The sequence below is a fragment of the Thermococcus celericrescens genome (assembly GCF_001484195.1).
Classification (GTDB): Archaea; Methanobacteriota_B; Thermococci; order Thermococcales; family Thermococcaceae; genus Thermococcus; species Thermococcus celericrescens.
In genome coordinates this window covers 34,461-47,774 of sequence record NZ_LLYW01000029.1, presented here as the reverse complement: position 1 = coordinate 47,774, position 13,314 = coordinate 34,461, and the positions used below count along the sequence as shown (strand labels likewise).

At 53.2% G+C, this 13,314-nt stretch carries 17 protein-coding genes; 10 read left to right on the top strand and 7 right to left on the bottom strand.

Annotated features, from left to right (window positions below):
- Window positions 1-46 precede the first annotated feature (46 nt).
- Both APY94_RS08395 and hjc read right to left on the bottom strand, forming a co-directional pair.
- Window positions 47-1,594, bottom strand: a complete 1,548-nt coding sequence (locus APY94_RS08395) for a COG1361 family protein (RefSeq protein ID WP_058939204.1) — start codon at window positions 1,592-1,594, stop codon at window positions 47-49.
- Entirely contained in the window at window positions 1,584-1,985 is a 402-nt protein-coding gene (gene hjc, locus APY94_RS08390) for a Holliday junction resolvase Hjc (protein WP_058939203.1), read from the bottom strand. The genes APY94_RS08395 and hjc overlap by 11 nt, the downstream gene beginning before the upstream one ends.
- A gap of 70 nt (window positions 1,986-2,055) precedes the next feature.
- On the opposite strand from hjc, the gene APY94_RS08385 reads away from it, so the two are divergent.
- The 4 genes from APY94_RS08385 to APY94_RS08370 all read left to right on the top strand — a co-directional run bounded on the left by APY94_RS08385 (window position 2,056) and on the right by APY94_RS08370 (window position 4,907).
- Window positions 2,056-2,580 carry a gamma carbonic anhydrase family protein gene (locus APY94_RS08385; protein WP_058939202.1) on the top strand — a complete coding sequence of 175 codons (525 nt, stop codon included), beginning with the start codon at window positions 2,056-2,058 and terminating at the stop codon, window positions 2,578-2,580.
- Between the two features lie 6 nt (window positions 2,581-2,586).
- Window positions 2,587-3,381, top strand: a complete 795-nt coding sequence (gene uppS, locus APY94_RS08380) for a polyprenyl diphosphate synthase (protein WP_058939201.1) — start codon at window positions 2,587-2,589, stop codon at window positions 3,379-3,381.
- Between the two features lie 100 nt (window positions 3,382-3,481).
- The gene (locus APY94_RS08375) at window positions 3,482-4,168 is read left to right on the top strand and encodes a TBP-interacting protein (RefSeq protein ID WP_058939200.1); all 687 of its coding nucleotides are present in this window, start codon (window positions 3,482-3,484) and stop codon (window positions 4,166-4,168) included.
- Window positions 4,161-4,907, top strand: a complete 747-nt coding sequence (locus APY94_RS08370; protein WP_058939199.1) for a hypothetical protein — start codon at window positions 4,161-4,163, stop codon at window positions 4,905-4,907. The genes APY94_RS08375 and APY94_RS08370 overlap by 8 nt, the downstream gene beginning before the upstream one ends.
- Here the strand turns inward: APY94_RS08370 and APY94_RS08365 are convergent.
- Window positions 4,897-6,777, bottom strand: a complete 1,881-nt coding sequence (locus tag APY94_RS08365) for a threonine--tRNA ligase (protein ID WP_058939198.1) — start codon at window positions 6,775-6,777, stop codon at window positions 4,897-4,899. The genes APY94_RS08370 and APY94_RS08365 overlap by 11 nt on opposite strands.
- Before the next feature lie 145 nt (window positions 6,778-6,922).
- Between APY94_RS08365 and APY94_RS08360 the strand changes: the two genes are divergently transcribed.
- The 6 genes from APY94_RS08360 (at window position 6,923) to APY94_RS08335 (ending at window position 11,682) form a co-directional block, all read left to right on the top strand.
- Window positions 6,923-8,254 carry an RNA-guided endonuclease InsQ/TnpB family protein gene (locus APY94_RS08360; protein ID WP_058939197.1) on the top strand — a complete coding sequence of 444 codons (1,332 nt, stop codon included), beginning with the start codon at window positions 6,923-6,925 and terminating at the stop codon, window positions 8,252-8,254.
- Between the two features lie 118 nt (window positions 8,255-8,372).
- Window positions 8,373-8,963, top strand: coding sequence for an exosome complex RNA-binding protein Csl4 (locus APY94_RS08355; RefSeq protein ID WP_058939196.1), 591 nt, complete (start codon window positions 8,373-8,375; stop codon window positions 8,961-8,963).
- 2 nt (window positions 8,964-8,965) lie between these two features.
- The gene (locus APY94_RS08350) at window positions 8,966-9,598 is read left to right on the top strand and encodes a DUF2067 family protein (protein WP_058939195.1); all 633 of its coding nucleotides are present in this window, start codon (window positions 8,966-8,968) and stop codon (window positions 9,596-9,598) included.
- Entirely contained in the window at window positions 9,588-9,875 is a 288-nt protein-coding gene (locus APY94_RS08345; RefSeq protein WP_058939194.1) for a DNA-directed RNA polymerase subunit L, read from the top strand. The genes APY94_RS08350 and APY94_RS08345 overlap by 11 nt, the downstream gene beginning before the upstream one ends.
- Before the next feature lie 107 nt (window positions 9,876-9,982).
- Window positions 9,983-11,299 (top strand): hypothetical protein, encoded by a 1,317-nt coding sequence (locus tag APY94_RS08340; RefSeq protein WP_058939193.1) that lies wholly within the window; start codon window positions 9,983-9,985, stop codon window positions 11,297-11,299.
- Entirely contained in the window at window positions 11,296-11,682 is a 387-nt protein-coding gene (locus APY94_RS08335; RefSeq protein WP_058939192.1) for a ribonuclease III family protein, read from the top strand. The genes APY94_RS08340 and APY94_RS08335 overlap by 4 nt, the downstream gene beginning before the upstream one ends.
- Window positions 11,683-11,915: 233 nt before the next feature.
- Here APY94_RS08335 and APY94_RS08330 read toward each other — a convergent pair whose 3' ends face one another.
- From APY94_RS08330 to APY94_RS08320, 4 genes are all read right to left on the bottom strand, one after another.
- Window positions 11,916-12,353 (bottom strand): hypothetical protein, encoded by a 438-nt coding sequence (locus APY94_RS08330; RefSeq protein ID WP_157065510.1) that lies wholly within the window; start codon window positions 12,351-12,353, stop codon window positions 11,916-11,918.
- Window positions 12,354-12,482: 129 nt separating this feature from the next.
- On the bottom strand, window positions 12,483-12,605 hold the full coding sequence (locus APY94_RS13880) for a hypothetical protein (protein WP_281176028.1): 123 nt from the start codon (window positions 12,603-12,605) through the stop codon (window positions 12,483-12,485).
- Between the two features lies 1 nt (window position 12,606).
- Window positions 12,607-12,888 carry a hypothetical protein gene (locus APY94_RS08325; protein ID WP_058939190.1) on the bottom strand — a complete coding sequence of 94 codons (282 nt, stop codon included), beginning with the start codon at window positions 12,886-12,888 and terminating at the stop codon, window positions 12,607-12,609.
- 4 nt (window positions 12,889-12,892) lie between these two features.
- Complete coding sequence (locus tag APY94_RS08320) at window positions 12,893-13,312, bottom strand: hypothetical protein (RefSeq protein WP_058939189.1); 420 nt, start codon at window positions 13,310-13,312, stop codon at window positions 12,893-12,895.
- Window positions 13,313-13,314: the final 2 nt, after the last annotated feature.

Sequence of the window (13,314 nt, the reverse complement as noted above, 5' to 3'; positions counted from 1 at the left end):
ACCCCCGCCCCTCACGGCGGGAAGGAGGTCAGGAAAGAAAAGGGATTCAGCCGAGGATGACCTGCAGGTAGGCCTCCTCCTCAGGCTCCATGTGGTCTATCTCCCACACAACGGTTCCATCACTTATTGTGGCCTTGCCCTTCGTCGCCCTGACCTCTATCGCGTTGACACCCTTCTCGAACCTGAAGTTATCGACGCCCTTCAGCCGGGGCGCCTTTACCTTGACGAAGTAGTATCTATCGAGGGTTTCCTCCAGAATCGTTGGCCTGAAGAATGCCACATATGAGGTTCCAGCCAGGATTACACCAGCAATCAGAAGTATAGCCGCCAGCGGACCGTAACTCCTCGGAGGCTTTGAGGGAATGATGGTTGTGGTTGGTTGGGGCGTGGTCGTTGGGCTCGGGCTGGACGTTGTGGTCGGCGCGGAAGGCTTTTCCGGTTCGGCAACTTTGAGATTGGCGGACGTGCCCAGATACCTGCTGCTCGTGGCCCGAATCATGACCGTTCCATACCCGGTGATTTCAAGGTTAACTACCGCGGTCCCGGATGTGTCGGTTATCCTGTAATCCGTCCCCTTCGGCCCAACGGCCACAACAGTTACATTGGCCAGGGGGTCGCCTTTTGTGTTGGTGACTGTGACAACAATCCTGGTTTTATTCTGGAAGAGTGTCATCTGTAGGGAGTCCACATTGACAGTAGTGTGGGCTATTCTTCCGTCCAGATTCAGGGTTATCTGATAAGTTCCGGGGGTGGATACCGCGTAAATCACCCTGCCGCTTTCATCGGTCGTGAGCACCGTACCGTTGATGCTGACGGGGATTCCCTCCACACCCCTTCCGTCCTCTCCATAAACCTCTACGTTTATTGAACCGTCCCTGTAAAACGCCCGGTAGGTGAGGTTCCTCTGGTATACAATGAACGTCTTGGAAACCTCTTTGAAAACTCCGCTAAAGTTTGCCCACAGAGTCAGGGTGTATTCCCCGATTTCAGGCTTCTGGAGGAACACATCCTGTTCCCACGAGTCTCCGGGTTTAATGTATGTCACCAGGCTGACGTTCTTAACGATGTGTCCGTTGTGGTTCATATAATATCCGATCCTTCCGGTCAGCACGCCGTTCGCCCCGGTAACGGCCTTAAGTTTCAGCGAAACCTCATGACCGTATATGTACTTCTCCTCAGAGATGACGTACAGGGAATAGTCCACCACGAGTCTGACTTTAACATCGATTGGAGCTTCACTATACGTGTTTCCCATCCTCGCTACCAGTTTCAGGGTGTACCTCCCGGTGTCTGCGTTCAGTATTTTCACGGAGAGCGTGTCCTGGTAAGTTTGGTTCGGTTCTATAGGCTCTCTGATGACCTTGCTCTGGTAGAGGAATCCTTCGGCAGGCCCGGTGATGTAAACGCTGACGTTTTCGAGGGTCTGGTTTCCGAGGTTCTCCAGCCTGAACGGGATTATTATGGTGTCCCCGGGAACCCCGGAGAAGTCGTTGTTCAGCGGCACGATTACGAGAGGCGACTGGGCGCTTGTGGGGGGCAGAAACGGAAGCACCGCAGTGAGCAGGAGTATAATCATGATGCCCCTAAGTTTCACGTTTTATCACCCCTTCGAGGGATCTCTGTCGCCCGATGACTTCATCGAAGGTAAGGTAATTCTTTGTTTGAAGGCTCACCTTATAGTTCTTGCCCCCTTTCTCCAGGTTTGCTGGGTAGAAGAACCTCCAGCCGTTGTTGATGAACTTAACCGCCACCACGGGCCTTCCCCCGAACCGCTCGGCAAAGGATGTCAGCTTTCTGTAGTCCTCCTCGCTGAAGTAGAGCCGATCATCGTGGGTGCTTTTGACCTCTATGCAGAGGTAGAGTTTCCCGTTTCCGGCTATTATATCAACCTTCTTGCTTCCGGCAGAGCGGACGACTGCGAAGCCGGCTTTTTCGAGCATCTTTATGAGTTCTCTCTCCGCGCTCGCTCCCCTTCTGTACCTCATTGCACTCCCTCGAACCATCTTGCCCGGTTAGGTTTATAAGTTATGTCGAGGAGTAAACCTGGTGATGCTTATGGCGATTTACGAACTCGATGGAAAGAGGCCTAAAATTCATGAGACCGCCTTCGTCGATGAGAGTGCCTCCGTCATAGGAGACGTCGTCCTTGAGGAGAAGAGCAGCGTCTGGCCGAGCGCCGTTTTGAGGGGAGACATAGAGCAGATTTACATTGGCCCCTGCTCCAACGTTCAGGACAACGTCAGCATACACACCTCCCACGGCCAGCCGACGATAATCGGAAAGTACGTCACCATCGGCCACAACGCCGTCGTGCACGGTGCCGAGATAGGTGATTACACCATCATAGGCATGGGTGCCGTGGTGCTCGACGGTGCCAAGATAGGCAAGCACGTCGTTATAGGTGCCGGTGCCCTCGTTCCGCCCGGAAAGGAGATACCCGACTACAGCCTCGTCGTTGGCGTTCCCGGCAAGGTCGTCAGGCAGCTCAGCGAGGAAGAAATCGAGTGGACGAAGAAGAACGCCGAGATATACATGGAGCTGGCGGAGAAGCACCTCGGGTCAAGGAAGAGGATCGAGTGATGCCGGATGCTTTCCCGTCTTCTTTCTCACGTTCCCCACATTTTGTTCAGGCCCGTTTACGACGTCTATGAGGGGTACCTTCTTGATAGGGTCAAGGGAGGCCGCATACCCAACCATGTGGCCATAATAATGGACGGAAACAGGCGCTGGGCCAGAAAGCTCGAGAAGCCGCCTTGGTACGGCCATCTCTTCGGCTCCCAGAAGCTCGAGGAGATACTCGAGTGGTGCCGTGAGCTGGGTATAAGGACGCTCACAGTTTACGCCTTCTCCACCGAGAACTTCAAGAGAACGCCTGAGGAAGTGAACGCTCTCATGGGGCTCTTTGAAGAGAAGTTCAAGGAGCTCCTCACCGACGAGAGGGTGCACAAGTACGGCATCCGCGTTAACGTCCTGGGCAGGAAGGAGCTTCTCCCTGAGAACGTCAGGAAAGCCGCGGAGGAGGCAGAGAGGGCCACTAGAAAGTACTCCAACTACACGCTGAACATAGCCCTCGCCTACGGGGGGAGGAGTGAGATAGCCGATGCGGTTAAGGACATCGTGAGGGACGCCCTGGCGGGAAAGATAAAACCGGAGGACGTTGATGAGGAGCTCATAAAGGAGTACCTCTATTACCCGAACATGCCCGACCCCGACATCGTCATAAGGACCGGCGGAGAGGAGAGAATAAGCAACTTTCTCCTGTACCAAATTGCATACAGCGAACTGTTCTTCGTTGATGTGTATTTCCCAGAGTTTAGAAAGATTGACTTCCTCAGAATAATACGCGAGTATCAAAAGCGCCAGAGGCGCTTTGGGAGGTAGCTTTTCTCCATCGGAACCTTTTCCTCCCTGAACGACCCTTTTTAAAATTTTCCGCTAAAGCTTATTAACGTTGGCTTCGAGTTCCCCACGGTGGTGACTGATGCAGTACGGTGAACTGAGCCCAAGAATAAAGAGGGTCTACGCTCAGGTGAGATACCTGGATGATTATCACTGGGAAATATCCGGCGACAAGATAGTGGGGATCCACAAGAAGAGCAACGTCCGGGTCACAATAGACGTCGCGGACAACAAGGAGCACGCGGAGAAGCTGGCCAAGAGTGATGGGGCCGGAATACGGATAATAGCGGTTCCGGACAAGAACGTGTTCTACGTCCACAACGGGGCGTTCATCCTTACCTACCGCTACATAAAGGCGACCCTCGCCGATATCAACGACCACATCGTATGGAGCGGCTTCAAGGTCGTCGAGGATGGGGGGAACCTGATCCAGGAGGACCTCTATGAGTACCTCGGAGGCGCCCTCATCAACCACATCAAGAACAACATGCTCGCCGGCCAGGATTACGTCTTCTGGCAGTTCTACAGGTGTGAAGAGTGCGGAAAGTACGTCGATGTCGAGAGCCTCGAGAGGCACCTGAAGGGGCACGGCATCAAGCACCACGAGAAGAGCGAGGAGCGCTACGAGGTCTTTGAGATAAACTTCAGGGACGGCAAGGTCTACGACAAGTACGGTAAGGAAGTCCCTATGAAGGAATTCAGCGAGGATGCCAGGGACTTCCTGAGTGAGATCCTCGCAGGGGCCTCACAGGGTGGCCCAAATGAGTGATTTTAATATTTTTGATTTGTTTCAGGATAAATGCATTTCCGGTTCCACCGTCGCGGTTATATATGATGCGTACTCCTCGGCGTGGCAGGTCTCTCTTCTTTTTCTTAAGAAAGCCCTTGAAGAGGGCTATTTTGGGGTTATGTCAAATTACAGCGTCCCCCTCCGGGGACTGTTTCGACGGGGCCGCAGTGTTGGACTGGACTTCATGGAAGCGCTCCAAAACGGCAACCTTGCAGTGATAGATGTGTTTGGCTCCCGCTACGCAAGTACAGAAAACCTCCCAGGTGTGTTCTATCTCGACAAGGTTGAGCCCGAAACAATAAACCCCAAGATAGACCGTATCTACTGGGGCCCCCTTAGGATGAAGGTGAGCTCCGGGAAAATTATCCGGTTGGTATACACCCTCGACGGTGCGGCTATGATGCTCGGGGAGGAGAACACACTCAAGCTGCTCAACCAGACTGTGGCCACAAAGAGCGTTAGATTCCCCGATTCGATTCTTCTGCTCCCCGTGAACTCGGATATAGTTTCAAAGAGGTTCGTCGCGTGGACTTCTACCATCAGTGATTACGTCGTTCTGGCGAGGTCGTGGATCGAGAAGGATTACATTAAGGAGCTGCTGTACATAATAAAATCCCCCTGTGCGGATTTTGAGCCAGTCACGTACTCCCTGAGGGTGACGGGGGATAAGGAAAAGATATACCTGAAAAAAGTGCTGAAAGAGAACCTCAACCCCTGAACTTGGGCCTCCGGCTGAGGAGCAGCGGCAGGGGCCTCGGCCTGTACGGGAAGCCCTCGACCTGGCTCCTTATCTCCTTGATGAGGTCCTCGAGCTGCATCTCGACCTGCCTTCCGTCGCTCCTCCTCCTGACGGTTACGGTGCCCTGCTCCTTCTCGTTCCTGCCGACGACGATGACGTAGGGAATCCACTCCTTCTCGGCCTTCCTTATCTTCTTGTTGAGCCTGTCGCCGGTGTCATCGACATCAACGCGGATCCTGGCTCCCTCAAGCTTTCCGGCCACGTAGAGTGCGTAGTCCATGACCTCCTCACTGACCGGGACAACGCGGGCCTGTATCGGGCTGAGCCAGAGCGGGAAGGCCGGCTTGGTGCCCTTAGCCTGAAGCTTCGCCTGCTTCTCAAGGATGGCGTACATAACGCGCTCAATGGCGCCGCTGGGCGAGCAGTGGAGTATGAGCGGGTGCTCCTCCTTGCCTTCCTCGTTGTAGTAGGTTATGCCGAAGCGCTCGGCGTTCTCGACGTCGATCTGGACGGTGCTCAGAGCTGCAGCCTTGTCGAGGTTGTCCACGAAGTTGAACTCGAACTTGAGTATGAAGTAGAAGAACCTCTGCTTCCACATCTCGATGAGGACGGGCTTTCCGATGATCTTCGCGAGTTCGACTATGAAGTCCCTGTTCTCCTTCCAGAAGTCCTCAGTGAACCTTATGGCAACCTCGTAGTCGTCCGGGGTGAGACCAACTCCCCTGAGAACCTCCATGCTGAGCTTGTACTGCTTCTTGAACTCGTCCATAGCCTGCTTGAGGTCCCTCGCAACGGTGTGCATATCGGGCATCGTGAAGGCCCGGAGCCTCCTAAGGCCCGAAAGCTCACCGCTCTTCTCGCGCCTGAAGGAGTAGCGGGTGAGCTCGTACATCCTGAGCGGCAGGTTGCGGTAGCTTATCGTGGCGTCCTTCTTGATGAGGAACTGGCCGAAGCAGGCCGCAAAGCGGAGGAAGAACTTCTTGTCGCCGCTCTTGACGACGTACTGCCTCGCCGGGAAGCGGTTGAGGTACTTCTCGAGCGCAGGGTGCTCGAAGTCGTACATAATCGGGGTCTCGACCTCCATGGCGCCGTACTCTATGACCTTCTCGGTGACGTACTGCTCGAGGAGACCCTTGATGAGCCTTCCCTTCGGATAGTAGCGGAGGTTTCCGCCGTCGCTTCCCGGTTCGTAGTCCACAAGCTCGTGCTCCAGCATGAGCCTGACGTGCGGCGGCTCTCTGTCGGCTATCCTGTTCTTGCTTATCTCGTAGTTGGCGAACTTCCTGAGGTTCTCGTGGCCGGTGAAGTCGAACTTCTCGACCTCGACCAGCTCACCCTCCGGCGTGAGCACGTACCAGTAGCTCTTCAGCTCCTCCTCCTTTTCGAGGGCGATGTTGCGCTCCTCCCTGCTGACCGCCTCGCCGCTCGGGACTATCGTCCTGCTGAGCTCCGCCAGCGGGTGGCCCTTGCAGCTCAGCCTGAACGCCTTGTAGTAGCCGAAGGGCGCGCGCTTGACCTCGAAGCCCTCCTCCTTCAGGCGCTCCTCGATCTTCTGGAGCACTCTGAGGGCGACGTCGGGCTTCGCCAGCTCGCTGCTCAGGTGGGCGAAGGGATAAACGAATATCCTGTCAGCCTTTACCTGTGAAGCAACGTCCTTAATCTCGACAATGGCCTTCTCGACGATCTCATCGGGGTTGGTCTCGTCGACCTTCTCAACGCTCATGAAAACCGCCAGAACCTCGTCGAGCCTTCCCTTCTTCTGTTCTTCACTTATCGGCTCCGGGTTCTTAAGGGCCTTGTCTTTGACCTCATACTCGAGGTAGTCCGAGTGTATCAGAAGCATTCTCATCTTTAACCACCACCATAGCCTTAATGGGAATTGCATTTCTCTTTTTAAAGCCTCGCCCTTTGGGGCGAGTATGGGGAACTGGTAGACTCAGTGAACAGAAAAGCAAAACTATTTTTAAAGCTTAAACCTCATACCATCTCCTGAAATGAAGCGCTCAGTTACAGTAAAACTCCAGCCCTCAAAGGGGCAGGAAACAACTCTTTTTGAGTTAGCCAGCGTTGGGGCCAAAATTTGGAACCACGTAAACTACCTCAGGCGACAACAATACTTTCAAGGCAAAATCGTGGACTTTAACAAAACCGAGAAAACCGTTTACGAGAAGTATAAGCATGAAATCGGCTCGGCAACCGTTCAGCAAATCTGTCGGAAAAACGCAGAAGCATGGAGAAGCTTCTTTGCTCTGCTGAGGAAGAAGCGAAACGGTGAACTCCCCGAAAAACAGAATCCAAAACCACCAAAGTACCGCAAGAAGGGGGAGAAAAGAAGACCATTAATTGTTCTCCGCAACGACCAGTACCGGATTGAAGGGAATAAACTAATCCTCAAGGGCCTTGGAAAATTCGGAAAACTCGAAATCCAATTTAAAGGCAGGATTCACCTCAGAGGCAAAATAGGCAGGCTGGAAATAACTTATGATGATGTCAAGCGGAAGTGGTACGCTCACGTTAGCTTCTCCAAAGTCAAGGAGAGACTGGAAAAGAACGAATGGGTCAAACTTCCGAGGCAACCGAAGGGAAGCCTTTCAGCTGGGATAGACTTGGGAATTAACAACCTGATGGCAATCTATGTCGAGAATGGTGAGAGTTTTCTGGTCAGCGGGCGGCCGGTTAAGGCGATTGACTTCTACTTCCAAAAGCGGACTGCTGAATACCAGTCAAAACTCAACAAGTCGGGAGGGACGAGGAGTAGAATGCTCAAAAAACTCCACCCAACCGCCAAACTTCAAGCGAGGCACTACATTAACGCTGTCGTGAGGGGAACGGTGAGAAAACTCTACGAGCTTGGAGTTTCGAGGATCGTTGTCGGTTATCCTAAAGGTATTGCCCAGAATCTAAAAGGTGAGGAGAGGTCAGGGAAGCGAAGTAAGAAGCAGAACTTCCTTCTCTCGAAAGTCTGGAGGTACAATTACGTTATCAAACGCCTGACTGAAGTTGCTGAAGAATATGGTATCCAGGTTGAGCTTGTTGATGAGGCTTACACCTCGAAAATCTGCCCCGTTTGCGGGAGGCCTCACGAGGGGGCTCGCTTTGTTCGAGGATTATTTAAGTGTCCCGAGACGGGGTTCGTTTTTAACGCTGATTTAGTTGGGGCTTTCAATATTTTGAAAAAGAGGGTTGAAACCATAACCCCAAACTTGGGCGGTTTATACGCCCATGGGAGGGGTAACTGGCCGAAGGCCCGGCCAGGGGGGTTCGAAAGAACTGCTTTAACGGGTTCCCTGATGAAAACCCCTCAAACCTTTCCGCCTGTGGGGTAGGGGTTGTATGCCCCACAGCGGGGAGGGGGCCAGTAAAACTTTTCCCCTCGCCCTTATAAATCCTCCCGCATGGCAAAGGCTTAAAAATCCGGACCGCAACTTTCATGGAGGTGGGAGAATGGACGAAAAGAATGGCGCAAAAAGCGGTGATATCGTTCTTCCCGGTGACTACCTCGGCGTCATCGAGGAGTACTTCCCAGGGGAAGGTGTTAAAGAAGAGAACGGTGAGCTCTACGCCGTGAGAGCGGGGAAGGTTGTAATCGACCAGGACAAGATGGAAATCAGCGTTGAACCCGTCACCGACACCCCGCCCCTGCCGCAGGTGGGTGACGTGGTCATAGCGAACGTCATAGAGGTCAAGCCGCAGGCGGCGATAGTCCAGCTCATTAAAATCGAAGGAAGAGAGGATGACAGAGAGATAGCCACCTCGAAGCTCGCCGGAATCCATATATCCCAGGTCCGGGACGGTTACGTTGAGGGCATGTCCACGGAGTTCAAGGTCGGCGACGTTGTGAGGGCCAGGGTCGTGGCCACGGAGAAGAGTCCCATACAGCTCTCCACCAAAGGGCCGGACCTCGGTGTGGTCTATGCCCTCTGCTCCCGCTGCAGGACTCCCCTGGTGAGGCGCGGCGACAGGCTTATCTGTCCGCGCTGCGGAAGCGTTGAGACGAGGAAGCTCTCCACCCTTTACAGGAAGATGAGGGTGTGAGCATGGCGAGGGCTAAGAAGGTAATAACCATCCACGTCCGCGACGACAGGGAGAAAGAGGAGTTCATGCGGGAGCTTCAGCGCCTCCGCCTTCCGGCGTTCATATACGTCCACGGCAAGCTGAACGACCTGAAGATAAACGTCCAGGGGACGAAGGAGGACATCCGCGAGGCCATCCGCAGGATACGGGAAATACACAACCGCGTCAGGGCCAAGCTCTACCCCGACAGGCGCGGCCTCTACAGGTACACCATAGACGACCTCTTCAGAGAGGCGGGGGCCAGCGTTTCAACCCCTATCCTCGTAAAGACCCTCGAGCTCCTCGGCGAAACCGTTGAAGTGCGGGAGGGGGAGCTGGTAACGTCCATGCCATGGGAGGAGCTGGTCTCCCTGACGGGAACCCTTGGCGGATACCTGTCCGACATCTCCCTCCAAACAACGCGGCAGATAAGGGAGGTCGTCCTGCCCGCCGCCGTTGCCTACGACCTCGGACCGGAGGACGTCATCGACCTCCTGGTGGAACTCGGTCTCGCCGAGTGGAAGGAAGATAAGTTTAAATACGAACTGGTGAAGAACAAGGAGCAGGCGCTGGAGATGCTGATTAACCACTTGAAGGGTGAGGAAAATGAAGATTGAGGTCATCAAGCGTGAGGAAAACGTCCTTGAGTTCTACCTTGAGGGGGAGGATCACACCTTCGCCAACCTGCTCAACGAGGTGCTCCACGAGAACAAGCACGTGACCTTCGCGGGCTACACCATCGAGCACCCGGTTCTCATGGCGAGGAAGCCCAAGTTCCGCATCGTTACCGACGGCAAGGTTACCCCCGAGAAGGTCCTTGAGGAGGCCGCACAGAAGGTGTTCGACAGGGCCAGGGCGGTTCTGGATGCCTGGAAGGCCGCTATAAGCGAGTGACCTTCCTTTTCTCCTTTGATGTGTTCCACGCGGCGATTTTCGAAACCCTTAAATTTGGAACTCTTCTAACTTCCAGTTGAAATGGATACATTTCGAGGGATGGAATCTTGAGGCACCCTGAACGAGCTCTTGCCCTCATCGTACTGGCCGGTCTCACAGTCCGGCTTGCCCTTGCGCCCTATTCGGCGGGAAGCGACCTTGCCCAGTTCTACGGCTTTGCCGGGACTATGCTCGAAAAGAAGGCCTGCTTCTACGCCTACGCCGATTGGATTGGCTACTCCGGCAAGGGCTGGCCGTACCCATGGCCCTACGTTTACGGGCCCGTCCTGGCGTGTCTCCTTGCAGTGATCAGGTTGATGGTGGGCGGTTCGGTCGAGTTCTTCTGGAGCGGCGGCGTTTACCACGTCTACGTGGACCCCACCTGGGCATTCTCCGTTAAGCTGGTATTCATAGCCGCCGATACGGCAGTCGCTCTTCTCATATACGCCCTCCTCCGGGGGAGGGGAACGTGGGAGAGCGTCGTTGGAAGCGCCCTCTACTATCTAAACCCCATGGTGATCCACGTCTCTGCGGTTTACGGCATGTTCGATGCCATTCCCCTGGCCGTTTTCCTCCTCGGACTTCATCTGCGGAACAGGAAAAACATCTCGCCCGCTTTCCAGGGCCTTTCCCTGGCGATTAAACACACCCTCCTGTTCCCCGCCGTCGTTTCTCTGTGGGAATACCTTCTGGAAGGGGTGAGGGGCCTCAAAAAAACCACACTTCTCTTTGCGGGGGCCGCCGTGCCGTTTCTTCCCATGCTGCTCCTCTGCCCGTCGAGCCTGCGCACGCTTCCCGAGCTGATGCAGGGGATTGAAGTCGGGTATCCCCTTCCGTTATCGTACAGCATGAACGGCTTCGTCAGCCTGCTCACGTACTTTCACGAGGCTCACGGGGTTGAGACGCTGATTTTTATCGAGCACTGGTACGTCCCGGCCGTTCTCCTTCTCTTCCTCATCCTTGTGAGGCATTCCTTTGAAAGAAACCTGGTGGTTTCCGCCTCGCTTGCCTACGCCGCCTTTACCGCGTCCTACTGGCGCGTTAATCCCCAGTACCTCCTCCCCCTGGTCGCGTTTTTGACCCTCGTCGCCTTCAACACACGGGGGAAGGTCAGGCCAATCTCACTCTTCACGGCCTTTTACATCGGGATATGGCCGATCCTCCAGCCGAGCGAGTTCTGGTTTCACGTCCACCTGCGGAACCCCAACTGGACCGTTGTCAGGTTTGTGGGCCACTTCACGATTGGGGTTTGGGGCGATGTCCCCTACGTCGCCTATTCTCTGGTTTTGAGTATCCTGCTGTATGCCCTCCTCCTGGGGAGCACCCTGCCGTACCTCAAAAACCTTAAAGCCTGGTTCTCGGAGAGGGTTTGGGTGAGAGCTTGAGGTACGAGAGAAACTTCACGGACAAGGGACTTTCAAAGTTCGGGGACTCCCTGGTAAACTTCGTCTTCTCGCTCGCTTTAAGCGAGTATCTGGACAGACCCACCGGTGAGAGGGTTCCGAACGCGTCGCTCACGATAGCCCTTGAGCTGGCGGGACTTAGGCACGTGGTTCCGCCGAGGACCGACAAGCACGGAAAGGGCGACATAGCGGAGGCCATCTTCGCCTACGCGTGGCTTGAGGGGAAGATAACGGTGGAGGAAGCCGTCGAGATTTTGAGGGAGAACTTCACCGAGGACGTTACGCACTTCTCAAGAAGAAAGGAAGCGATAGGGAGGGCCTTCGCGGAGGTTTTTAAGGTAATAGGGGAGAGGTTGAGGTTATGATGGAACACCCGACCGATAATTTAACCCGTTAATGACTACTAAAAAGAGGGTAAAAAACCAGAGGATTTCAAGCACCAGTACACCCCAGTCTCCACGGTTCATACGTTCAACTCCCAATAATATCATTGTTAGGCGTTTCTCGATCCTCAAGCAATGTGTGGTAGTGTAATATCCATGCCGGTTCTTTACCTCCTTTAACCGTTACTGTATCAAGTATTCCGATTATCCAGGATTTAGCATCGTTGTGTTTTCTCTTCAAGTTCCCATTCATAAATCGTCCCTCCTATTGCGATAAAAGTCAGGAGATATGTGATATGTAGTGGGGCAGGAACTCCTATATAGACGAGTGTTCCAGTTGCAACAAAAATCGCAGGCAAAAGTATACCACTGTGGGTTCTTAAGGTATTTACAGCATTTTTGATTCTCTCCTCTGCCCTGCCGAGGATTATAAGGATGAAAACCCAAATGACGACACTAATCAAAAACTGCGTCCCTGTGCTTGAAAGCGCAGCTCCTGTAAAGATGCCGGTGATTCCAATCATCAGAAACAGGACGTACCAGATCCGCTCCTCCAGCGGTACCCTCTGTTTATTGAGAATTTCCCGAACGAAATAGTAATAGTAAGCACACCAAAACACTCCTGGGAGCAGATACGGTAGTGCTACTTTCATACTGCCCAATTGAATCCCATAATAAAGGATGTATAAAGAAAAAAGGTGGCAAAAGCTCTAAGGGCTTTGAGGACCCACATTTTCTCTTACCCCCCACAATATTGTTCCCATCAGGTGAGCTGATATCCATCAACCCCAACTATGCCCTTCCCTCATGCCGTACTCTTTGGATAGAGCTTCCCCAACGGCTCCTGTCTTCTCGTTGACAGTAGCGTCCATGGCCGGGATTGTAGATGTAGGCACTTTACGCATTTTAACTACCCCCTAATTCATTTTCTAGCACCTTAGTCATCCTGCTGGCATAGTGAATCATCACGAACACAGCAAATCCAAAGAAGAATCCCATGCTGAGCACGAGATAGTCTACTTTGTAGACTTGATTTACGTCCGCATACACTGTTCCTTGGTACACGCTGACGCTTATATCCATCTTCGCCACTCCTTTCCCTACTATTTTGTTGGCTCCGTTAATCATGCCTTCTATCGTGTAGTCAATGTACAGCGTCGCCGTTGTTCCATCAGCTCTGAGGAGCATTTGCCTACTCAATATCCTCCTGCGTTTGGATATGTTGTAGTACTTTGATAGTTAAATGGGTCCAAAGATATGCAAGTAGTATTACAATAAGCACTTTGAGGGCTACTGGCCATTGCCGTTTCCACAAGATTAGGGACGTGATAATGCTGAAAGCTCCAAATGAAGCGATCCAGTCATGTATGGATACCTCCCATTTTTCTGGGACATCTATGATTGAGTATAGCAGAGCCATTAAGAATACAAACCATCCATAGGCTACTCCTAGTTTTATTGTCTCTTCAATATACCCAAACAGTGTGAATTTTGATAGTGGAACTAGTAAAAGTCCTGTGGTCAAGATGTTTAAAAATAAAAATTTTGGAAAGGAGAGGCTATCTATAATTTCGGTTATCTTCCTACTTATCCTCCGAACTTGGATCGTCATAG

Coding starts and splice junctions, on each gene's coding strand:
- APY94_RS08355 (WP_058939196.1), top strand. CDS start 8,373: ATGGACGAAAAGAATGGCGCAAAAAGCGGTGATATCGTTCTTCCCGGT.
- hjc (WP_058939203.1), bottom strand. CDS start 1,985: ATGAGGTACAGAAGGGGAGCGAGCGCGGAGAGAGAACTCATAAAGATG.
- APY94_RS08325 (WP_058939190.1), bottom strand. CDS start 12,888: ATGCTCCTCAGAGCTGATGGAACAACGGCGACGCTGTACATTGACTAC.
- APY94_RS08365 (WP_058939198.1), bottom strand. CDS start 6,777: ATGAGAATGCTTCTGATACACTCGGACTACCTCGAGTATGAGGTCAAA.
- APY94_RS08330 (WP_157065510.1), bottom strand. CDS start 12,353: ATGAAAGTAGCACTACCGTATCTGCTCCCAGGAGTGTTTTGGTGTGCT.
- APY94_RS08385 (WP_058939202.1), top strand. CDS start 2,056: ATGGCGATTTACGAACTCGATGGAAAGAGGCCTAAAATTCATGAGACC.
- uppS (WP_058939201.1), top strand. CDS start 2,587: ATGCTTTCCCGTCTTCTTTCTCACGTTCCCCACATTTTGTTCAGGCCC.
- APY94_RS08345 (WP_058939194.1), top strand. CDS start 9,588: ATGAAGATTGAGGTCATCAAGCGTGAGGAAAACGTCCTTGAGTTCTAC.
- APY94_RS08320 (WP_058939189.1), bottom strand. CDS start 13,312: ATGACGATCCAAGTTCGGAGGATAAGTAGGAAGATAACCGAAATTATA.
- APY94_RS08350 (WP_058939195.1), top strand. CDS start 8,966: ATGGCGAGGGCTAAGAAGGTAATAACCATCCACGTCCGCGACGACAGG.
- APY94_RS13880 (WP_281176028.1), bottom strand. CDS start 12,605: ATGCGTAAAGTGCCTACATCTACAATCCCGGCCATGGACGCTACTGTC.
- APY94_RS08360 (WP_058939197.1), top strand. CDS start 6,923: ATGAAGCGCTCAGTTACAGTAAAACTCCAGCCCTCAAAGGGGCAGGAA.
- APY94_RS08370 (WP_058939199.1), top strand. CDS start 4,161: ATGAGTGATTTTAATATTTTTGATTTGTTTCAGGATAAATGCATTTCC.
- APY94_RS08375 (WP_058939200.1), top strand. CDS start 3,482: ATGCAGTACGGTGAACTGAGCCCAAGAATAAAGAGGGTCTACGCTCAG.